The 20,072-nt window shown below is 70.0% G+C and carries 18 protein-coding genes; 8 read left to right on the top strand and 10 right to left on the bottom strand.

The window, feature by feature from the left end:
* Positions 1–8 precede the first annotated feature (8 nt).
* Complete coding sequence (locus tag VFA06_RS22885) at positions 9–1,781, top strand: glycoside hydrolase family 15 protein (protein ID WP_324842759.1); 1,773 nt, start codon at positions 9–11, stop codon at positions 1,779–1,781.
* A gap of 14 nt (positions 1,782–1,795) precedes the next feature.
* Here the strand turns inward: VFA06_RS22885 and VFA06_RS22890 are convergent, their stop codons facing one another.
* The 7 genes from VFA06_RS22890 to VFA06_RS22920 all read right to left on the bottom strand — a co-directional run bounded on the left by VFA06_RS22890 (position 1,796) and on the right by VFA06_RS22920 (position 11,224).
* Positions 1,796–2,200 (bottom strand): lipopolysaccharide assembly protein LapA domain-containing protein, encoded by a 405-nt coding sequence (locus VFA06_RS22890; protein ID WP_324842742.1) that lies wholly within the window; start codon positions 2,198–2,200, stop codon positions 1,796–1,798.
* A gap of 170 nt (positions 2,201–2,370) precedes the next feature.
* Positions 2,371–3,471 (bottom strand): YoaK family protein, encoded by a 1,101-nt coding sequence (locus VFA06_RS22895; RefSeq protein WP_324842743.1) that lies wholly within the window; start codon positions 3,469–3,471, stop codon positions 2,371–2,373.
* 53 nt (positions 3,472–3,524) lie between these two features.
* The gene (locus VFA06_RS22900; RefSeq protein WP_324842744.1) at positions 3,525–5,399 is read right to left on the bottom strand and encodes a thiamine pyrophosphate-dependent enzyme; all 1,875 of its coding nucleotides are present in this window, start codon (positions 5,397–5,399) and stop codon (positions 3,525–3,527) included.
* 16 nt (positions 5,400–5,415) lie between these two features.
* Positions 5,416–8,403, bottom strand: a complete 2,988-nt coding sequence (locus tag VFA06_RS22905) for an FAD-binding and (Fe-S)-binding domain-containing protein (protein WP_324842745.1) — start codon at positions 8,401–8,403, stop codon at positions 5,416–5,418.
* Positions 8,404–8,525: 122 nt separating this feature from the next.
* Positions 8,526–8,804, bottom strand: coding sequence for a hypothetical protein (locus tag VFA06_RS22910; RefSeq protein ID WP_324842746.1), 279 nt, complete (start codon positions 8,802–8,804; stop codon positions 8,526–8,528).
* A 255-nt stretch (positions 8,805–9,059) separates the two neighbouring features.
* On the bottom strand, positions 9,060–9,839 hold the full coding sequence (locus VFA06_RS22915; RefSeq protein WP_349260308.1) for an SDR family NAD(P)-dependent oxidoreductase: 780 nt from the start codon (positions 9,837–9,839) through the stop codon (positions 9,060–9,062).
* Between the two features lie 257 nt (positions 9,840–10,096).
* Positions 10,097–11,224, bottom strand: coding sequence for an MGDG synthase family glycosyltransferase (locus tag VFA06_RS22920; protein ID WP_324842748.1), 1,128 nt, complete (start codon positions 11,222–11,224; stop codon positions 10,097–10,099).
* Between the two features lie 125 nt (positions 11,225–11,349).
* Here VFA06_RS22920 and VFA06_RS22925 point away from each other — a divergent pair, with 125 nt between their 5' ends.
* The gene (locus VFA06_RS22925; protein ID WP_324842749.1) at positions 11,350–12,078 is read left to right on the top strand and encodes a polysaccharide deacetylase family protein; all 729 of its coding nucleotides are present in this window, start codon (positions 11,350–11,352) and stop codon (positions 12,076–12,078) included.
* Positions 12,079–12,190: 112 nt separating this feature from the next.
* Here VFA06_RS22925 and VFA06_RS22930 read toward each other — a convergent pair whose 3' ends face one another.
* From VFA06_RS22930 to VFA06_RS22940, 3 genes are all read right to left on the bottom strand, one after another.
* A complete protein-coding gene (locus VFA06_RS22930; RefSeq protein WP_324842750.1) occupies positions 12,191–13,543 on the bottom strand; it encodes an MFS transporter in 1,353 nt (450 codons plus the stop codon).
* 101 nt (positions 13,544–13,644) lie between these two features.
* On the bottom strand, positions 13,645–13,896 hold the full coding sequence (locus VFA06_RS22935) for a hypothetical protein (RefSeq protein ID WP_324842751.1): 252 nt from the start codon (positions 13,894–13,896) through the stop codon (positions 13,645–13,647).
* Positions 13,897–13,904: 8 nt separating this feature from the next.
* Positions 13,905–14,363: an SPW repeat protein gene (locus VFA06_RS22940; RefSeq protein WP_324842760.1), complete on the bottom strand. Its 459-nt coding sequence runs from the start codon at positions 14,361–14,363 to the stop codon at positions 13,905–13,907.
* Between the two features lie 282 nt (positions 14,364–14,645).
* On the opposite strand from VFA06_RS22940, the gene VFA06_RS22945 reads away from it, so the two are divergent.
* From VFA06_RS22945 to VFA06_RS22970, 6 genes are all read left to right on the top strand, one after another.
* Complete coding sequence (locus tag VFA06_RS22945; RefSeq protein WP_324842752.1) at positions 14,646–15,413, top strand: SigB/SigF/SigG family RNA polymerase sigma factor; 768 nt, start codon at positions 14,646–14,648, stop codon at positions 15,411–15,413.
* A 111-nt stretch (positions 15,414–15,524) separates the two neighbouring features.
* Positions 15,525–16,397, top strand: coding sequence for a DMT family transporter (locus VFA06_RS22950; RefSeq protein WP_324842753.1), 873 nt, complete (start codon positions 15,525–15,527; stop codon positions 16,395–16,397).
* 128 nt (positions 16,398–16,525) lie between these two features.
* Positions 16,526–18,349, top strand: a complete 1,824-nt coding sequence (locus VFA06_RS22955; protein WP_324842754.1) for a thiamine pyrophosphate-requiring protein — start codon at positions 16,526–16,528, stop codon at positions 18,347–18,349.
* A gap of 193 nt (positions 18,350–18,542) precedes the next feature.
* On the top strand, positions 18,543–18,992 hold the full coding sequence (locus tag VFA06_RS22960) for a hypothetical protein (protein WP_349260309.1): 450 nt from the start codon (positions 18,543–18,545) through the stop codon (positions 18,990–18,992).
* Positions 18,989–19,672, top strand: coding sequence for a gluconate 2-dehydrogenase subunit 3 family protein (locus VFA06_RS22965; protein ID WP_324842756.1), 684 nt, complete (start codon positions 18,989–18,991; stop codon positions 19,670–19,672). Before VFA06_RS22960 ends, VFA06_RS22965 begins: the two co-directional genes overlap by 4 nt.
* Positions 19,669–20,072 (top strand): lycopene cyclase family protein (locus VFA06_RS22970; protein ID WP_324842757.1); only part of this gene is annotated, 404 nt, incomplete at its 3' end. The genes VFA06_RS22965 and VFA06_RS22970, both read left to right, overlap by 4 nt.

Here is a 20,072-nt window from a genome sequence, read left to right on the forward strand (position 1 = left end):
TGGCCTCGATGAACGACCCGTTCTCCCCGACGACACTGCGCGACTACGCCCTGCTCGCCGACGGCGAGCGCGGCGCGCTGATCGGCCCGCACGGCGAGATCGCCTGGATGTGCGCGCCGTACTGGGACTCGGACGCCGTGTTCTCCACCCTGATCGGCGGCGCCGGCGCGTACTCGGTCACCCCGAAGCAGCGATTCGTCTGGGGCGGCTACTACGAGGATGACGCGCTGATCTGGCGCAGCCGTTGGATCACGCAGGACGGCGTCGTCGAATGCCGCGAGGCGCTGGCCTTCCCCGGCGACCCGCACAAGGCCGTGCTGCTGCGCCGCATTATGGCGCAGGACGGCGACGCACACGTGCGGATCATCTTCGAGCCGGCGGCCGGATTCGGCGCGCACCCCGCCCGGAAGCTGGCGAAGGACGAGCACGGTGCCTGGACCGCGCAGGCGGGCGGCCTGCGGTTCCGCTGGAGCGGGGCCGCGCGCGCGAAGCCGGACGGCGGCTCGCGAGCGCACCGGCTGACGCTGGATCTGACCGTTCCGGAGGGCGAGTGCCACGACCTCGTGCTGGAGATCTGGGACGGTCCGCTCGGCGACCCGGTCGATCCGCAGGACGCCTGGCGCTCGACCGAGCGGGCATGGCGCGAGCAGATCCCCGCCTTGGAGAACACGATCGCGGCGCCCGACGCGCGGCTGTCGTATGCGGTGCTGCGCGGGCTGACCACCTCGGGCGGTGGCACTGTCGCCTCGGCCACGACAAGCCTGCCGGAGCGCGCCGAAGAGGGCCGCAACTACGACTACCGGTACGTATGGATCCGCGACCAGTGCTATATCGGCCAGTCGATCGCCGTCACCGGTCCGCACCCGCTGCTCGACGATGCCGTCCGCTTCGTCACGGCGCGGCTTCTCGAGGACGGCCCTCAGCTCGTGCCCGCGTACACCGGACGCGGTGAACACATTCCCGACCAGCGCCGCCTCGACCTGCCGGGTTATCCAGGCGGCTACGACCTGGTCGGAAACTGGGTCACCAAGCAGTTCCAGCTGGACGCGTTCGGCGAGGCGCTGCTGTTGTTCGCCGCCGCGGCGCGGCACGACCGGCTCGACACGGAGGGCTGGCGGGCCGCCGAGATCGCGGCGAAGGCGATCAAGCAGCGCTGGCAAGAGCCGGACGCGGGCATCTGGGAGCTGGAAGACCGCGCATGGACGCACAGCCGGCTGACATGCGCGGCAGGCCTGCGCGCCGTTGCCGGGCTGAAGTCGGCCGCGACGACTGTGCACGCGGTCGACTGGACGAGCCTGGCGGACCAGATCGTGGCCGACACGGCGAAGAAGGCACTGCACCCGGAGGGCCGCTGGCGGCGTTCGCCCGACGACGACCGACTCGACGGCGCGCTGCTGCTCCCCGCGCTACGCGGCGCGATTCCCGCCGACGATCCGCGAACCGTGCAGACCTTGGACGCGTACGTACAGGAGCTGACGCAGGATCACTTCGCTTACCGGTTCCGCCACGACGACCGCAAGCTGGAGGAAGCGGAGGGCGCATTCGTACTCTGCGGCTTCATCACCGCGCTCGCGCAGCTTCAGCAGGGCCGGAAGCTTGAGGCCGTTCGCTGGTTCGAGCGAAACCGTACCGCGTGCAGCTCGACCGGGCTGTTCTCCGAGGAGTACGACGTACGGCAGCGGCAGCTGCGCGGCAACCTCCCGCAGGCATTCGTGCACTCGATGATGATCGAGGCGGCCGCGCGTATCGCCGAGGAGACCGCCGAGCTGAAGAACGACTGACCAGGCGACGGCGGTCAGGGCGCGGACGGATCGGTCGGCGCGGGCTGAGCCGGCTGCGGCGGACGCGACCGCGCCCTGCGGGCCTGCCGCCGCGCGGCCATGCGCAGCTGCAGCATGCGGCCGCCGCCGGGCACCACCACCAGCAGGATGCCGAAGATGGCGGCGAGCAGCAGCGCCACGCCCAGCGGCAGATGGCCGTGCACGCCGAAGTACGCGATCTCGACCTCCCGGCCGTTCTCCAGGATGAAGATCAGCAGCAGGAGCAGCACGACGGCGCCAGAGGTCAGCAGGATCCACAGCCCGCCGAGGCGGCTCGGCCGCACCGGGTTGACCGGCCTGGCGGTGGGTCCGGCCAGCGGCGCCTCGCCGGTCGGCCGGGTGGGGGCCTGAACCTGCTCGCCTTGCTCGGGGTTCGTCATCGCCGGCTCCTGCCCCGCCGCCGTATTCGGCGACTGTTTCGTCCCGTCCTGTGCGTTATCGACACTGATACCCGCGAATCGGCGTTGTCTGCGTCAGACCCGCCGACAGGCGGGCGCCGGGTCCGCCCTCGGCGAATCCCACCGAAGGCAGACCCGGCGCCGTTCAGCCCCTACTGCTGCCAGTTCTGCTGGTCCTGGTCCTGTCCCTGGCCCTGCTGCTGCCAGTTCTGCTGGTCCTGGCCCTGCGGGTCCTGCTGCTGCCAGTCCTGGCCCTGACCCTGGTCCTGGCCCTGCTGCTGCCAGTCCTGACCTTGCTGCTGGCCCTGCGCGCCGTTCTGCTGGGCCTGCTGCCCGTCCTGCTGGCCGCCGCCGTAGCGCTGCTCGACCTGGTCGCCCGCCGCGCCGATCTGCTGATCGAAGCGGTGACCGGTCTGACCCTCGGCGAACTGCTCGCCCTTCTGGATCGCCTCGTCAGCCTGCTGCGGGTGGTCCTTGGCAAGCTGCTCGGCCTTCTGGAGCTCGTCCGACCACTGGCTCATAGAATCGCCACCTTCGCTCGTCTGCTGCCTTTTCTCAGCCCCGTCTCCAGACCTTGAGCCGGAGGCCCGCTCGTACCCATCTTGTCCGGGTTCATTCTGATTCAGCGCGCCGAGGGCGACCACGAGCGCGCCGACCGGGATGAGCGCCCCATACGCGTGCCAGGCCACGTACGCGGCCGCAGCGAGCAGAGCGGCGATTACGTACGTCGACACCACGGTGAGCTGCGCGTATTGCTCCGTTGGTTCATTCGGGTCTTTTTCGCGCAAGCGGACACGGCGGCCTATTGCATTCGCGAGCGCCGTCCAGGTGCCGGTGATGTACGTCGTCGTGACGCCTGGCAGCTTCAACTTGCGCGTGACCGAACTCTGCAGGCCCATCGCGGCGCCGACCAGCACGATCAGCCCGTACTCCGCTCCCCCGCGTGGCGGACCGGCCAGATTCAGCCACCAGACCGCGGCCGCGATGAGTAGGCACAGTTCCACGCCGAGCCCGGCGCGCACGTGCCGCGCGCCGGAATCCGCAGCTGTCGCGACGCCGAAGCAGAACGCGGCGATGACGTACGCGCCGAGCGCGGTGGCGGACCGGTACGCGCCCGCGTAGTCCCCGGACGCGACGCCAAGGCCGAGCAGGACCGTGTTACCCGTCATGTTCGCCGGAAAGACATGGCCGAGGCCGAGGTAACTGAGCGCGTCCGTCGCGGCCGCCGCGGCCGTGAGCGCGACCAACCGCACCGACTGCACCCTCAGCCTCCACTCATGCTGGTCCGTCTCGCCGCGGCGAGCTCCTAGGAGGCATCTTCGTCGTGATGCTCGGCGTCCGCGCTGTCGCGCAGCCTGCCGACGACGCCGGAGACCGCCTGGCCGATCCGTCCCGGGATGAAGTGCCCGGGGCTGGCGTCGAAGGAGGACTCGTCGAGCATGTCCTTGACCATCTGCAGCGCGATCCGGTTGCGGTTCGGCGTTCCGTTGCGCAGAGCCGTCGCCAGCTTCTTGACCTGATCCTTCTTGACCTTCGCCGGGATCGGCGGCTCGTGCGGGTCGACGACGCACTCGACGATGACCGGACCGTCCATCGCCAGCGCCTGCTTCAATTGCTCGCCGCAGCGCGCCGGGTCGTGGATGCGCACCCCCTTCGCCCCGCAGGCCTCGGCGAACTTGACGAAGTCCAGCGGGGCGAACTGCACGCCGAACTCGGGGTTGCCGAGGAAGACCATCTGCTCCCACTTGATCAGCCCGAGGGTGTCGTTGCGGATGACGAGGATCTTGATCGGCAGCTTGTGCTGCACGGCGGTGAGGAAATCGCCCAGCTGCATGGTCAGCGAGCCGTCACCGGTGAACACCACGACCTGCCGTCCGGGGTACGCGGTCTGCGCGCCGATCGCGTAGGGCAGTCCCGCGGCCATCGAACAGTTCGTGCCCGAGAAGCTGAACCGCTGGTCGCGCCGGATCTTGATCTGCCGCGCCGCCCAGGTGGTGACCGTGCCGGAGTCGCCGCACACGATGGCGTCGTCGGCGAGCGCGTCGTTCAGCGCCCAAGCCGGTACCTGCGGCTTCATCGGCTTGTCGGGGCTGGTGCCGCGCTCCTCGACCAGCTTCCACCACTCGCGCATGCCGTCCTGAGCCTTGGTCAGGAACTCGCGGTTCTCGTTGCGCGGCAGCAGCGGCAGCAGTTCGGCCAGCGTGGCGCGGGCGTCTCCGGCCAGTCCCACGTCGACCGGGTAGCGCAGGCCGAGGCGGTCCGGCTTGTCGTCGATCTGCACGCAGACCGCCTGGCCGGGGCTCGGGTAATACTCGATATAAGGCATCGTCGATCCGACGATCAGCAGCGCGTCGCACTCCTCCAGGGCCTCTTCGGAGGGCCGGGAGCCGACGAGGGCAATCGGGCCGGTGGTGTACGGGCTGTCGTCCGGCACGCAGTCCTTGCCCAACTGGGCCTTGATGATCGGGGCGCCCAGCTTCTCGGCGACCGCTTCGAGTTCGGCCCCGGCGCCGCGCGCGCCGGCTCCGGCCAGGATCGCCACCTTCTGCCGTCCCGAGAGCATCTGCGCCGCGGCCTCAAGGTCCTGATGCTGCGGGACGCGCACCGGCGGACGCCAGTTGGTGGTCGTGTGACCGGGCACGTTGCGCATGTAGCGGCTGCCGCTTTCCGCGGGCATCGCCTGATAGTCGATCGGGAAGGCCAGGTGCGCCGGGCCGCGCTCGCACAGCGCGGTGCGTACCGCGTAGTCGAGGGCGTTGATAACGTGCGCCGGTCCCATGATGCGCTGGTTGTAGACCGTGACGTCGTTGAACATGTAGTCGGTGTTGACGTCCTGCAGATAGCTGGTGCCGATCAGGTCGTGGTACGACATGCCGGTGATCGCCAGCAGCGCGGCCTGTTCGGTGCGCGCGTCGAGCAGCCCGTTGAGCAGGTGCGCAGCGCCGGGCCCCGAGGTGGAGAAGCAGACGCCGAGGCGGCCGGTGAACTTGGCGTAGCCGACCGCGGCCATCGCGGCCACCTCTTCGTGCCGGACGTGGACGTAGCGGATCTTGTCCGCGTGCTTGCGCAGCGCTTCCATGAAGCCGTTGATGCCGTCCCCGGGCAGGCCGAAGACGACGTCGACGCCCCAGTCCACGAGCCGCTGAACCATGACGTCGGATGCGGTCAGCTGGTCGGCCATGGCGGTCGACCTCCCTTCACTCGGATGCGGGGCCCGGCACGGCCGGGACGCTGTGCTCCGGGGCGCCGGAGCGTGGGCCGGCCTGGCCCTCGCGGATCGCCATGGCCAGCACCTCTGCCAGGTGCAGGCCCTCGCGCGGGCTGCCGGCCCGGATCTGGCTGCGGCAGCTGAACCCGTCCGCGACGATGAGCGTGCGCTCGGCGGCCGCGCGCACCGCGGGAAGCAGCGCGCGCTCACCGGCGGCCATCGACACCTCGTACTTCTCGCCGGCCTCGTAGCCGAAACTCCCGGCCATGCCGCAACAGCCCGGTTCGGCCATCTGGACGCGCAGCCCCATCGCCTTCATGAGCTTCTTGTCGGACTCGAAGCCCATGACCGCGTGCTGGTGGCAGTGCGTCTGCACGAGCACGTCGCGTTCGAGGCGCGGCGGCTTCCAGCCCTCGGCCCGGGTGTCGAGGAATTCGGCGAGGGTCAGGCTCTGCGCGGCCAGGCGTTGAGCGCGGGCGTCGGACGGATAGAGGTTGGTCAGCTCGTCGCGGAATACGGCCAAGCAGCTTGGTTCGATGCCCACGAGCGGCACGCCCGCGTCGATGTCCGGCCCGAGCGCGTCCAGGATCCGGCGAAGGTATTTCTTGGCGAGCGTGAGCATGCCGTAGTCGTAGAGCGGGCGGCCGCAGCACAGCGTCTGCTCCGGGATGCGGACCCGGTAGCCTGCGGACTCCAGGACTTCGACCGCCGCGATGCCGGTGCGCGGCTCCAGGTAGTTGGTGAAGGTATCCGGCCACAGCAGAACCTGCGGGCCGTCCGGGTACCGGGGCTTGTGTTCGGCGAACCAGGAGGCGAAGGTGCGCTTCGCGAAGCGCGGCGCTTCCCGGTCCACCGCGATTCCGGCGGACTTCTTCAACAGGGTGCTGATGGCGGGCGCGTGCGTAGCGGCGTTGGCGAGACCCGGGACGCGCGAGGCGAAGCGGGCCCAGACGTTGATCAGCCCGAGCGCATAGGCCTGGCGCGGACGCAGCCTTCCGGCGTAGTGGTGATGCAAGAACTCTGCTTTGTATGTGGCGACGTCCACCTTGACCGGGCAGTCGCCCTTGCAGCCCTTGCAGGCCAGGCACAGGTCGAGGGCCTCCTTGATGTCCTCGTTGCGCCACTTGCCGGCTACGGAGCCTGATGCGTCGGCCATCTCCTGCAGCAGCCGGGATCGGCCGCGGGTCGAGTGCTTCTCCTCGCGGGTGGCCATGAAGCTCGGGCACATCACGCCGCCCTCGATGTGCCGGCACGTGCCGACGCCGAAGCAGCGGCCGACGGCGTTGGTGAAGTCGCCGCCGTCCTCGGGGTAGTTGAAGACGGTGCGCAGCTTGCGCGGCGCGAACTCGGTGCCCTCGCGCAGGTGGGTGTCCATCGGGTACGGGTCGATCAGCTTGTGCGGGTTCATCCGGTTGTCCGGATCCCACACCCGCTTGAACGCCTCGAAGGCCTCCATCAGCCGCGGCGGGAACATCTTCGGCCACAGCTCGGCGCGGCCGTGGCCGTCGCCGTGCTCGCCGGAGAGCGATCCGCCGAAGGAGACCACGATGTCCGCGGCCTCCTCCATGAAGCGCCGGAAGTTGCGGATGCCGCCCTTGGTGCGCAGGTCGAAGTCGATGCGGCAGTGCACGCAGCCCTGGCCCCAGTGCCCGAACAGCACGCCCTCGTAGCCGTGCTTGTCCAGCAGCTTGAGGTAGGAGCGCAGGTAGTCGCCGAGACGCTCCGGCGGGACCGCGGCGTCCTCCCAGTTCGGCCAGCCGGGGTTGCCGCCGAGGCCGACCGGCATGCGCGTGGTGCCGGCCGAGTGCTTGCGCACATTCCACACCGCGGTCTGCTCGTCGGGGTCCTCATAGAGGCGGTGGTTCGGCGCCGTCGGGCGGCGGTCCAGCTGCCGCTTCAGCTTCTCAGCCTTCTCATTCGCCTCCTGCTGGGTGTCCCCGCCGAACTCGACGAGCACCCAGCACTCACCGTCGGGCAGCAGCTTCGTCTCGCCGTGCAGAATGTGCTTCGCCGCCATGTTCTGCACGACCTGCCGGCTGGTGAACTCGACGCCGATCGCTCCGGTCTCCACCAGCCAGGCGGCGTCGTCGCCGGAGCTGGGAATGTCCGGGTAGCCGAGCACGACCAGCGCGCGTTTCGGCGGCGAGGGCACCAGGCGGCAGTCCGCCTCCAGGGTGAGCGCGCAGGTGGATTCGGTGCCGACGAGCGCGCGGGCGACGTTGAAGCCGTTCTCCGGCAACAGCTGGTCGAGGTTGTAGCCGGAGACGCGGCGCGGAATGTCGGGCAGGCCGGTGCGGATGACGTCCGCGTAGGTGTCGCGGATATGCCGTAAGCCCTCGTAGATAGCGCCGCGCCGGCCGCCGAGCGCGATGATCCGTTCGAGTTCTTCGTCACTCGTCGGGCCGACGCGCATGCGGGTGCCGTCGTAGGTGAGGATGTCGAGCGAGTTGATGTTGTCGACGGTCTTGCCCGCCATCACCGAGTGCGTGCCGCAGGAGTTGTTGCCGATCATGCCGCCGAGCGTGGCGTGGTCCATCGTGGCCGGGTCCGGGCCGAAGGTCAGGCCGTGCTCCTCGGCCCGGTCGCGGAGGATGGTGCAGATGACTCCGGGCTGCACCCGGGCGTGCCGGCTGTACGGATCGAGCTCGACGATCTCGTCCATGTACTTGGAGAAGTCGAAGCAGACGGCGGCGTTCACCGTCTGCCCGGCCAGTCCGGTGCCGCAGCCGCGCCCGAAGATCGGCGCGCGATAGCGGCGGCATACCTCCAGCGCGGCCGCCACGTCGTCGGCGTCTTTGGGTACGACGACGCCAACGGGCAGCTGCCGGTAGATGGAGGCGTCGAAGCCGTAGAGCGCGCGATCGCCGGGCGTGAACCTCACCTCGCCGCGGATCGCCCGGCGCAACTCATGCGCCAGGTCGGCCGCGTAGCGCGGGGGTTTCGGCGTGCGGGGATACCGGGTTCGATGAGTCAGCATCGCGACCGCCTTACTCAAGGAGAGTCAACGCCGCTGCGTACCCGAGCCCGGAAAAACCATGCATCCTGGAACGTTTGCACTATACAGGTGAATCCGTCTGAAGCCGGGCGTCGGCGCCGAGGTCAGCGCAGCGGGTGGCGGCGCTGGCTACCGCGATCGTGGTCACGCCGCTTCATACGCCCGAGCGCGACCAGCCCGCAGACCGCCGCCAGCGCGATCGCGACATGCCAGGCGCCGAGGGCCGTGAGCACGAGGAGGCAGGCTACGAACACGAACACTCCGGTCGCCGCCCACGGCGTGATCGAGCCGAACCGGCGGCCGGCGCGGCGGCGCAGGGTGAAGGCCTCGTTCAGGCCGCGTTCGATCTCGGCGAGCTGACGCCGCTCCCAGTCGGTCAGCATCGGGACCTCCACCGCAGGCGAGCCGTGGGAAGTAGCTGGTGTGCGGACGGCTCGGGCGAAGCAGCGCGGCACTGTCGTCGAGATCCGTGCGCCGTCCGCACATAACGCCAGTGCCCGGATGTGCATCATGCAAACGTTGCTCTGCGCATGATTCTGGACTTGTGCGCGGATCGGCTCGCTTGGAGGTCCTGACCTGGGAAACTGCCCAACCAGCTCAGCGGAAACAGCCCAGCCGAACAGCCCAGCCAACCTCGCTCAGCCGAAGCGCGCGGCAAGGGTGCGATACAGCTTCGGCGCGGCGCCGCGCACCCGGCCCGGTACGCCCATCCAGCGCGGGACGTACACCTCGTCGCGGCCGCGGCGAATCGCGTTGATCGTCGCGTCGGCGACACGCATCGCGGGAACCGGCCGCGGATAGTTGCGCAGATAGGGCACTCCGCGGCGCTCAAAGAAGGGCGTGTCGACGACGCCGGGCACGACGAGCGTCACCCGCACACCGGTGCCGGCCAGCTCGTAGCGCAGGCTCTCGGCGAAGGCGCTTAGCCCGGCCTTCGCCGCCGAGTACACCGCCTCCTGGGCCACCGCCGTGCAGCCAGCGACCGAGCCGACCAGCACGACGTGGCCGCGTCCGCGCGCGATCATGTGCGGCAGCAGCAGCCGGACCAGGTGCATGACCGCGACCAGGTCCACGGTCACGATCTCGTCGATGCGCGCCGGCGGCATCACCTCGAAGGGTCCGCACCAGCCGATACCCGCCGAGGCCACCAGCAGATCTACCCGGCCGGCCGCGCCGAGGGCGGTCTGCGCGAGTCTTTCGCCGCTGCCGGGAGCCGATAGGTCCGCGCGCAGCGCCACCGCGCCGGTCCGCTTGGCGATGTGGCTGAGCTGCGCCTGGTCCCGGCCGCTGACCAGCAATCGCCAGCGCCGTTCTTCCGCGAGGCGTTGCGCGAGCGCCGCGCCGATGCCGGAGGAAGCGCCGGTGACCAGGGCCACGTGGCGTGCCGCGGCGAGGTCACTGACGGCAGGGCGGTTCATCCGGGTGCGGACGACCGCTCGCCTCAGTTCGCCGCGCGCCGCCGGCGCACTGGCCGGCTGGCCCGACCACAGGAAATGAGCCATGCCTTCTCTCCGATCGATCGGCCGTACTTCTGAAGCCGACTCGGCGTGCCTCCGAAGTTGAGAGGGGCACGCATCCGTTTCGCACGCGACAGATTTGTGCGCTATGAACATTTTCGTGCCTCTTGCCCGTTAAGGGCCACACAAACCTCCGCGCGGGGCAGTGCAGGTCGCGTTCATCGCCGATGCACCCGCGGTTCAGCGGCCGCTTCCCCGGCCGGAGCCGCTTCGGCGAGCCGGTGGATCTCCTCGGCTGCGTCTGCGACGAACAGGGATCGGCCCGCGCGCACTTGTTTGTCGCGTGCTTCGCCGGGCCGGGCCAGGCGCGCGAGAGCGTCGAGCAGCTCGGCATGGCTCCCGGCATAGGTGGTGACGCCGAGGCGCGCCATCCGCAGCACGCCTTCACGTCCGTGCCCTGCGATCGGTTGATAGCCGATGACCGGAAGCCCGGCCGCGAGCGCCTGGACGGCGGTCTGACCGGCCGCGTTGTCGATCAGCACTCCGGCGGGGGCCATCAGGGCCTCGATATCCTCGATCCAGCCGCAGGCGAGGACGCCGGGAAGGCGCCCCATGCGGGTTTGTATGCGCTCGTCGCGGCCGCAGAGCACGACGGGCAGATATCCGTTGCGGTACAAGGCATCGGTGGTTTCCGGCAGGCCTCGCGCGACGCCCCAGGATCCGGTAGAGATCAGGACGGGAGTTCTTTCCTCGCCGATCCGTCGCAGAACTTTGATCCAGTGGCCGTGCTCGCTGGCCGCAGCCTTGTGGAATCGTTCCGGCACCACCGGTCCAGGCGCGTATGCCGGCCGTCCGATTTTGGCGCGCACCTGTTCCGCGGCGTCCGCGCTGACGCATAAATACACGTCATTACCGGGATGCAGCCACTGCCGATGTACCGCGAAATCGGTGACCATGACCGCCGTGGGCGCGGCGAGCTCGCCGCGTGCTCGCAGCCGACCGGTGACCTGCGCGGCGAGATGGAATACGGGCACGACGACGTCCGGTCGATATTCGGCTGCTGCTTCGAGGAATCCAGGCCCAGCCAGCGCGGCCAGCGGGGTGCTTTCCGGGCCGTGCTCTGAGCGGAAGAACGCCGCGTAGATTCCGTCGTAGAGCCAAGGAGCGCGGCGCACCGCGGTGCGGTAGAAGCCGCGCAACGCCGCGCCGACGCCGGACGGTAGCAGGTCGAGCACATCTGCTCGGCGCACTTCGTGGCCCCGCTTGCTCAGCCGTTCGGCCAGTTCGTTGGCGACCGCCGTGTGCCCGGCGCCCATGCCGGCATCCAGGATCAGCACGCGCCCCATCGCGGCGCACCCCTTTCCCCGCCTCCGAGCCGCCGACGCCGTTCGGCGCAATCGTTGCGTCGTGTGCGCGATGACCGGGTAATGCCACGCCTGTCGCGGTCGATATCGCAGCGGATGGGAGTTCGATGACTGACAAGCAGGCGGCCGCCCGGTTGCGCGCGATCGGACTGCTCGCCCTCGCCGGGCACGTTCTGCCCGCCGGGACCTGGCTGCCTCCGGTGCGCCGGGCGCTGTTCCCGTCTCTCACCGGGCTCGGCGCGAGCGGCCACGTCGCGCTGACCTTCGACGACGGACCGGACCCGAGGAGCACGCCCGCGTTCCTCGACGAACTGGACCGGCTCGGGGTGCGCGCGACCTTCTTCCTGCTGGGCGAGCACGCGGCGCGGCACCAGGCGTTGACCCGCGAGATCGCCGACCGCGGCCACGAACTCGGCGTGCACGGCTGGACGCATCGCCGTCCCTGGCTGCCCTACGACCCGCGCGAGCTGTCCGGCATCCGACGCACGCTGGAAACGATCGAACTCGCCACGGGCTGCCTGCCGCGCTGGTATCGGCCTCCATACGGAATCCTGACCGGCGGACGCTGGGCGGCGGCCGCCCGAAGTGGCTTGCGCACCGTGCTCTGGTCGGCTTGGGGAAAGGACTGGACGCCGCAGGCCACGCCGCGATCCGTGCACGAGACGCTGCTGCCCGACCTGCGCGGCGGCGCGACGCTGCTGCTGCACGACAGCGACCGGACCAGCGCCCCCGGCTCCTGGCGCGCGACGCTCGGGGCGCTGCCGCTGGTGATCGAGTCCTGTCAGGCGGCCGAGCTCAAGATCGGACCGCTCGCGGCGCACGGCATCGAACGCTGAGGCTGCTGTCTGCGCACGGTCGCGCGCGCGGACAGCGCCGAGTCGTGGCATATCCCCACCGTCCCAATCCCGAGGCGCCAAGCGCGCGGGCCTCTACCCGCAACCGACCGGTTCATCCCTGCGATACAGCCGTGCGGGCGACAGCGGCTCTGGCGGCGGCCGCGTCGGCCGGATAAGTCCGGCGGGCCCGCAGCAGCAGACCGTTGATCATCAGCGGGGCGAGCCCGATGAGGAATGCGCGGTCCACGCCGCTTTGCGCGCGCTGCGCCCCGGACGGGCCCGAGCCCAGCGCATCCGAAAGCCAGCCGAACACGATGGGCGCCACGGCCTGCGCGCCCATCCGTAAGACCGTGCGCACGCTCTCGGCCCGCCCCCACAGACGCGGCGGCATGATGTCGAGGCGGGCCGCGTCCAGCGGCGGATTCGCGGCGGCCAGCGCCCCGGCCGCGCCCGCGAACAGCGGGAGGGCGAGCCACGTCTGGCGCGTGAGCAGACCCGGCAGGAACAGCGCGACGCTGGCCGCGTATGCGACACCTGGCACGGTCACACGCGCGGTGGGGTGGCCGGTGTGGCCGAGCCGGTCCGCCCACCGGCCGCCGAGGTTTACCCCGAGCAGCGCTGCCGCGCCGATCACCGGAACAAGTGCGGTCAGCTCTGCGCGCCCGACCTGATACCGGTCGCGCACCAGCTCGAAGGCGAAGGTGTGCAGCCCGGCGAAGAAGAAGTAGCCGATCGCGGAGGCGATGATCAACAGGACGTTCGTGCGTACCGACAGGACGTATTTCGTCGCACGCCACAGTGGCCAACTCGCCGTCTCGTCCTGCGCGCACTGGCCGTCGGCCTGGGTGCGCGGCGGTTCCGGCAGCCATTTCCACAGCGCGACGGCGAGGCCGAAACCGACCGCGGCGATCAGCCAGAAGGCGGCCCGCCAGCTGACCGCCGCGATGTCGCTGCCGGCCACCAGGCCGAGACCCGAGCCGAGCAGCTCGCCGGACAGGACGCGGGCGTAGATGCGACCGCGTTCGGCTCGCGGGAACAGGTCGCCGGCCAGCGAAGCGACCATCGGTCCCGCGGTCGCGGTGACCGCGCCGAGGGCGACCCGCGAGAGCAGCAGCCACAGATAGGACTGGGCCAGCCCGTCGGCCGCGGTGGCCAGGCTCCACAGCAGGACGCTGCCGATCAGCAGCGGCATCCGCGGCATGCGGTCGACCAGCTGGCCAACGGGTACGGTGGCGAGCGCGCCGATGATCGCGGGGATCGAGCTGAGCAGGCCGATCTGGGTGTTGCCGATGTGCAGCACGTGCCGCAGCTCGTTCGCGACCGCGCCGATCACGCCGGAGTCGGCCGAGTTCAGCGCCATCACGTAGGCGAGCAGCAGCACGGCGCGCCAGCGGTTCGGTCCGCCGAGCGCCCGGCGCAGCCCGCGCCCGATGCGGTCGAAGCCGCGTCCGCGGTGCGTTTTCACACCTGCCCCACCCGCCGGCCCTCGCTTTCCAGCCCAGGCGCACCAGGGCACGAATCGGCCGCCGCCCGGAGCTAACACACCGGACGGCGGCCTTCACAGCCTCACTTCGAAGCGCTGGCGATGACGTCCCGGTACTCGGCCGGCGTCACGCCGAGGACGAACTCGGGCCGTCCATGCGCGTCCACATCGCCTGGCACCGCGAAGATGCGGTGATACCGGTTGCGGTCGAGCCACGTCTGCGCCAGACCCGTTTGCAGGCTGGGCAGGCGCAGCTCGGCCAAGGGCACGCCGCCCTTGACCTCGTCGGCCGGACCGACGGCGATCAAGGAGACGGCGTAGCCGAGCGGACGCATGGGACGACTCAGCGCAGCGTTGTGCGGGACATCGTGCGGGACGCGCCACGCACCGTGCCCTGAGCGATCGTCGCCAGGGCCATCAGTACGACCAGGGCTCCGGCGACGATGTTGCTCGCCTCCGAGCCCGAGGTCGCCGGCCGGCCCGAGACGACCCAGGGCGCGATGATGGTCCACACGCCGATCAGGGCGCCGGCCCAGGCCATGCCGTGCGTGCGCTCGTAGGCCGCGCCGTAACCGAGGGAGAACACCGCGAGCGCGATGCCCAGGATCAGATCGTTGATTGCCAGGTTGCGGAACGTCGCGTTGAACCCGACGATCCACGGCGAGGCCGCCAGGTACAGCGCGGTCAGCAGGCTCAGGCACTCCACCGCCTGCGCCGCCGGCCGCGCCGCGGCCAGCTCGGAATCGGCGCGCAGCGCCATCAGATCGGGGTGCTCCTCGATCCGCGGGTTCTGTGCCACCATCACAGCCACCTCCAAATGCTGCTTGATCGTGAAAGCCGTGATCTCGACCGCCGCGTGCCCCTGCTCTCTCCACCGCTCGGGCCCAGCAAACCTTGCTTTGGGCAACTTTTCACGCTGGGTTCCGGCGCGACTACGCCCGACATCGCCCGTTCGAACGATCTATGGCCCCCGATGACGGCCTACTGGCGGCTGAAAAGCGCTGTTAGCAGCACCAAGCCGCGATTGCGCTGCACTATATTTGCATAGTGCAGTGATCCTCGGCGGCTCATTAGCGTGAAGGGCATGACCGATTCTGAGCGCGCCGAGCAGCGTGCGGAGGCGATGCGCCGATTCCAGCTGCTCAAGTCGCTGAACGGCGACGATCCGCAGCGTGCCGAGTTGCGTTCCTCGTTAATTGAAGATCATTTATCGTACGCGCGGCACATCGCGCTGCGTTACGGCGGCCGCGGGGAGCTGTCCGAGGACTTCGTGCAGGTGGCGTACCTGGCGCTGGTCAAGGCGGTGGACAACTTCGACCCGGAGCGCGGCACCGGTTTCCTGGGCTACGCGACCCCGGTCATCCTCGGGGAGATCAAGAAGTACTTCCGCGACGCCACCTGGGACGTGCACGTCCCGCGCGCCATGCAGGAACTGACCCGCACCGTGCGCGCGTGCAACGAGCGGCTGACCCGGGAGCTGTCCAGATCCCCGACGGTCGCCGAGATCGCCGAGCAGATCGGGGAGACCGCGGAAATGGTCACCGAGGCGCTGGTCGCGATGGACAGCTACACCACCGCATCGCTGGATCGTCCGCTGCGCGCCGAACCGGGCAGTCCGCGCCTCGTGGATCTGCTCGGCGGCGAGGACGCGCGACTGGAGGCGGTCGTCGACCGCACCGCCCTCAAGCCCCTGATCGCGGCGCTGGACGAGCGGGATCGCAGCATCCTGATGATGCATTTCTTCCAGGGCATGACCCAGCGCGAGATCGGGGCGCGGCTCGGCTATTCGCAAATGCACATCTCGCGGCTGCTCAGCTCGGTGCTCGGGCGGCTGCGCGCGGCGCTGTGTTGATGGGCGCTGTGTCGGTCAGCGCGGTGTCAATCAGCACGGTGTCGGTCAGCGCGGTGTCAATCGGCGGATTCCGGAGAGTAGTGGCGTCGTGCCAAGGACAGAAACCCCGCAGTGACATCGGAACTCATCGCCGTCCCCGCGGCGCTGCTCGCCGCGGCCGCCAACGCGACGGCCTCCGTGTTGCAGCGGCGCGCGGCCAGGCGCACCCCGTCAGAGCCGCAGGAGCGCCGCGCACTCATCAGCGAGCTGATTCGCCGCCGGGTGTGGTTGGCCGGGATCGGCTGCCTGGTCGCCGCGTTCGTCCTCCAGGCGACAGGGCTGTACCTCGGCGGACTCTCGCTCGTGCAGCCGTTGCTGTCCGCGGAGCTGCCGTTTACCCTGCTCATCGCCTCGCGGCTGTCGCGCAACCCGCTCGGCCGGCAGGCCTGGCTCGCGATCGCGGCGCTGACCGGCGGCCTGGCGCTGCTGCTGATCGGTGCCGCGCCCACACCCGGCCACACCTCCCCGCGCACGGTGGCGTGGGTGGTGGCTGTGGCAGCGGTCGGAGTGCTGATCAGTGGGTTGATCGCGGTCTCGCGCTGGAAGCGCGGCCCGACCCGCGGCGTGCTGCTCGGCACAGCCTCGGGCGCCGGCTTCGCGCTGACGGCGGCGCTGATGAAGGCGGCGACCGAGAAGGCGGCGAACGGCTTCCTCGGCGTGTTCGCCTCCTGGCAGCTTTACGCGATGGTGGCGGCCGGAGTGGGCAGCCTGTTGCTGCTTCAGTACGCGCTGCAAAGCGCCACGCTCGCGGTCACCCAGCCGGCCCTGACCATCAGCGATCCGGTCGCCAGCACGGCGCTCGGCGTGGCGATGTTCGGTGAGCGCATCCGGCTGGACGGGTGGATCGTGCTGGAGGTGGCCGGGATCGCCCTGATGCTGTGGGGCGCGATCCTGCTGGCGTCGAATCCCGTCTCGTCCGCACAGGCGGGTCGCGACCGGCTGTAGCCGGCGTCGTGCACTGCATCACACTGCGCCACGGCGCGCTCCGCAGCACCGTTGCCGTAGTGAATGAATCCCTTGGACCTGGGCAATACGGTCCGGTCGCAGATCGCCGGAGGGAGTGCTGAATCCAGATGGCCGAGAAGGTTTCCGACTACATCCTTGGCCGCCTGCGCGAATGGGGCGTCGACCATGTCTTCGCCTACGCGGGCGACGGCATCAACGGGATGCTCGCCGCGTGGGGCAGAGCCGACAACGACCCGATGTTCGTCCAGGCCCGCCACGAGGAGATGGCGGCCTTCCAGGCGGTCGGGTACGCGAAGTTCTCCGGCAAGGTGGGCGTGTGCGCGGCGACCTCGGGTCCGGGAGCGATCCACCTGCTCAACGGGTTGTACGACGCGAAGCTCGACCACGTCCCGGTCGTCGCGATCGTCGGCCAGACCAACCGCAGCGCCATGGGCGGCTCGTACCAGCAGGAAGTCGATCTGCTGAGCCTGTACAAGGACGTGGCCTCCGAGTACTGCGAGATGGTCACCGTTCCGCAGCAGCTGCCGAACGTGCTGGACCGGGCGCTGCGCATCGCCTACGCCAGGCACACCGTGACCGCGCTGATCATTCCGGCCGACGTGCAAGAGCTCGAATACGAGGCGCCGGAGCACGCGTTCAAGATGGTGCCCTCGAGCAAGGGCCTGAGCCGGTTCGCGCCGATCCCGGACGACGAGGACCTGCAGCGCGCGGCCGACATCCTCAACGCCGGCGAGAAGGTCGCGATCCTGGTCGGGCAGGGCGCGCGCGGCGCCAGGTCGCAGGTGGAACAGGTGGCCGACCTGCTCGGCGCGGGCGTGGCCAAGGCGCTGCTCGGCAAGGACGCGCTGTCTGACGAGCTGCCGTACGTCACCGGCTCCATCGGCCTGCTGGGCACGCGCCCGTCGTATGAGCTGATGCGCGACTGTGACACGCTGCTGGTGATCGGGTCGAGCTTCCCGTACACACAGTTCCTGCCGAAGTTCGATCAGGCGCGCGCGGTGCAGATCGACATCGACCCGTCGATGATCGGCCTGCGTTACCCGTTCGAAGTGAACCTGGTCGGTGACGCGGAGCGCACGCTCACCCGGCTGTTGCCGCTGCTGCGCCAGAAGGACAACCGCAGCTGGCGGGAGACCGTCGAAAAGAACGTCGCGCGGTGGTGGGAGGTCATGCAGCGGCGCGCCGCCGTGGACGCCGAGCCGATCAACCCCGAGTACGTGGTGCACGCCGTCGACCGGCTGCTGCCTCAGGACGCGATCTTGACGAGCGACTCGGGTTCCGCGGCCAACTGGTACGCGCGGCACATCCGCATCCGCGGACAGATGCGCGGCTCGCTGTCGGGCACGCTGGCGACGATGGGCCCGGGCGTGCCGTACGCCATCGGCGCGAAGTTCGCGCACCCGGACCGGCCGGTGATCGCGCTGGTCGGCGACGGGGCCATGCAGATGAACGGCATGGCCGAGATGATCACCGCGGCCAAGTACTGGGAGCAGTGGAGCGACCCGCGGATGATCGTCGCGGTGCTCAACAACCAGGACCTGAACCAGGTGACCTGGGAGATGCGGGCCATGGAGGGCGCGCCGCAGTTCGTGCCCTCGCAGTCGATCCCAGACGTGCACTACGCCGACTTCGCCAAGTCGATCGGACTTGCCGGGGTGCGGGTGGAGAAGCCGGACCAGGTCGAGGCGGCCTGGCAGCAGGCGCTCGCGTCGGACCGGCCGTTCGTCATCGACTTCCGCACCGACCCGGCCGTGCCGCCGATCCCGCCGCACGCGACGCTGGATCAGATCGAGGCGGCCGCGACCTCGATCATCCACGGCGACGCCGACCGGACCGGAATGGTCCGTCAGGGCGTGAAGGCGAAGATCCAGGAGTTCCTGCCCGGCGGCCGCGACCGGGAGGACCGGCCCGGGGCCGAGGAAGGCCAGTGAGGAAGAGCGCGACGACGAGAGAATCCGTGGGCGGAAAGGCGGAGGGACGATGAGCCTGCTGGTTCATCCGAGGCTTCGGCCGGGCAGGGCTGCCGCGTCGAAGAAGCCTGATCTGGCGGCGGACGCCGCGGAGGCGGTGACCGCGGTCAAGGCCGCGGCCAGCGCGATCAAGACAGTGGCCAAGACCGCCGCGGTGGCCGAGGGAAGCGAGGCGGCCGGTCTCGCCGGACGGCTGTTGTGGAACGTGCGGCACGGCCGGTTCGAGCGCACGCTCTCGCTGTTGACCGCGGCGGGTTCGCTGATCACGGCGGCGGAGATCTACCTGGAGCACGACCGGGCCAGCTTCGGCAACAAGATGATGTGGTGGCCGGTGGCGCTGGGTCCTGTCGGCGTGGCGGCAGGCATCGCAGGCTTCTACGACGCGAAGGCGGCGCGGACCGTGCTGCCGATCGCGTCCGGGATGATCGTCGCCAACGGCTTGCAGGGCACGTATTTGCACGTGCGCGGCATCGCGCAGAAGCCGGGCGGCTGGTCGATGGCGCGCTACAACATCGAGCTCGGACCGCCGCTGTTCGCCCCGCTGCTGGTGACGATGGTCGGCGGGATGGGCCTGGTGGCCTCGGTGCTGCGGCGGGAACGATGAGCCGGGTACTGAAGCGCGAGTTGCGGGCCGCCGAGCGGGCGCGGGTGCCCGGCGGCGGCCACAACGAGCGCTTCCCCGGCTTTGACGTGGTGCAGGAGGCGCACACCTGGGACGCGACCACCTCCGGCGTCGTGCTGGAACGCCTCGGCCTGCAACCGGATCTGCGGTTCTTCGATCCGGCCGAGGAGGCGGCCGCGGCGGCCCTCTTCGACCACCTGCTGGGGCAGTGGGAGGAACCGAGGGTGCCGGTGGTGCAGATGGTCGACGCGCGGCTGGCCGAGGGACAGACCGACGGCTGGCGTTACGAGGACATGCCCGAGGACGGCGAGGCCTGGCACCGCTCGCTGGCCGGCCTCGACCAGGACGCGCGCGACGCGGCCGGCGATGAAGGGGTCTGTTTCGCGAATCTGAGCCGCGAGGAGCAGGCCGACATCATCCGCACCGTGCAGGGTCTCGAGAGCAAACCGTGGCGCGGGATGCCGGCCGGGCATGTGTGGAGCCTGTGGACCCGGTATGCGTGCACCGCGTTCTACTCGCACCCCTGGGCTTGGAACGAGATCGGCTTCGGCGGTCCGGCGTACCCGCGCGGCTACATGCGGCTGGGCGTCGACATGCGCGAGCCGTGGGAGGTCGCCGACACGCATCCGGAGGAAGACCCCGAGGGAACTTCATCGCCATGAGCACTGGACTGAGCACCGCCGCGCAGGCGGTGAAAAGCAGCGTGCTGCGAGGCGGCGTGCGCTCGCGCAACGAGTCGGCGTGGCTGCTGCCCAACGACGGCACCCGCTTCGACCGCAGGCTGATCGAGAACATGCGGCGGCACGAGGACGGCGACGAGGTCGACCTGGTGATCGTGGGCTGCGGCGCGGGCGGCGCCACGCTGGCGCAGCGGATGGCCCGCGCCGGCTGGTCGGTCGTGGTGCTCGAGGCCGGGCCGTTCTGGGATCCGGACGCGCACTGGGTCAGCGACGAGGCCGGCTCGCACCACCTGTACTGGACCGAACCGCGGGTTATTTCGGGTTCTGATCCGGTGCCGCTGGGCTCGAACAACTCGGGCCGCGGCGTCGGCGGCTCAATGGT

Source organism: Actinocrinis sp., from assembly GCF_035653575.1.
Taxonomy (GTDB): domain Bacteria; phylum Actinomycetota; class Actinomycetes; order Streptomycetales; family Catenulisporaceae; genus Actinocrinis.

Excerpts from the sequence above, each read along its gene's own strand:
- VFA06_RS22940 (WP_324842760.1), bottom strand. The coding sequence starts at position 14,363 with ATGGTGGCACAGAACCCGCGGATCGAGGAGCACCCCGATCTGATGGCG.
- VFA06_RS22900 (WP_324842744.1), bottom strand. The coding sequence starts at position 5,399 with ATGGCCGACCAGCTGACCGCATCCGACGTCATGGTTCAGCGGCTCGTG.
- VFA06_RS22945 (WP_324842752.1), top strand. The coding sequence starts at position 14,646 with ATGACCGATTCTGAGCGCGCCGAGCAGCGTGCGGAGGCGATGCGCCGA.
- VFA06_RS22885 (WP_324842759.1), top strand. The coding sequence starts at position 9 with ATGAACGACCCGTTCTCCCCGACGACACTGCGCGACTACGCCCTGCTC.
- VFA06_RS22920 (WP_324842748.1), bottom strand. The coding sequence starts at position 11,224 with ATGGGGCGCGTGCTGATCCTGGATGCCGGCATGGGCGCCGGGCACACG.
- VFA06_RS22905 (WP_324842745.1), bottom strand. The coding sequence starts at position 8,403 with ATGCTGACTCATCGAACCCGGTATCCCCGCACGCCGAAACCCCCGCGC.
- VFA06_RS22965 (WP_324842756.1), top strand. The coding sequence starts at position 18,989 with ATGAGCCGGGTACTGAAGCGCGAGTTGCGGGCCGCCGAGCGGGCGCGG.
- VFA06_RS22955 (WP_324842754.1), top strand. The coding sequence starts at position 16,526 with ATGGCCGAGAAGGTTTCCGACTACATCCTTGGCCGCCTGCGCGAATGG.
- VFA06_RS22935 (WP_324842751.1), bottom strand. The coding sequence starts at position 13,896 with ATGCGTCCGCTCGGCTACGCCGTCTCCTTGATCGCCGTCGGTCCGGCC.
- VFA06_RS22925 (WP_324842749.1), top strand. The coding sequence starts at position 11,350 with ATGACTGACAAGCAGGCGGCCGCCCGGTTGCGCGCGATCGGACTGCTC.
- VFA06_RS22890 (WP_324842742.1), bottom strand. The coding sequence starts at position 2,200 with ATGACGAACCCCGAGCAAGGCGAGCAGGTTCAGGCCCCCACCCGGCCG.
- VFA06_RS22910 (WP_324842746.1), bottom strand. The coding sequence starts at position 8,804 with ATGCTGACCGACTGGGAGCGGCGTCAGCTCGCCGAGATCGAACGCGGC.
- VFA06_RS22915 (WP_349260308.1), bottom strand. The coding sequence starts at position 9,839 with ATGAACCGCCCTGCCGTCAGTGACCTCGCCGCGGCACGCCACGTGGCC.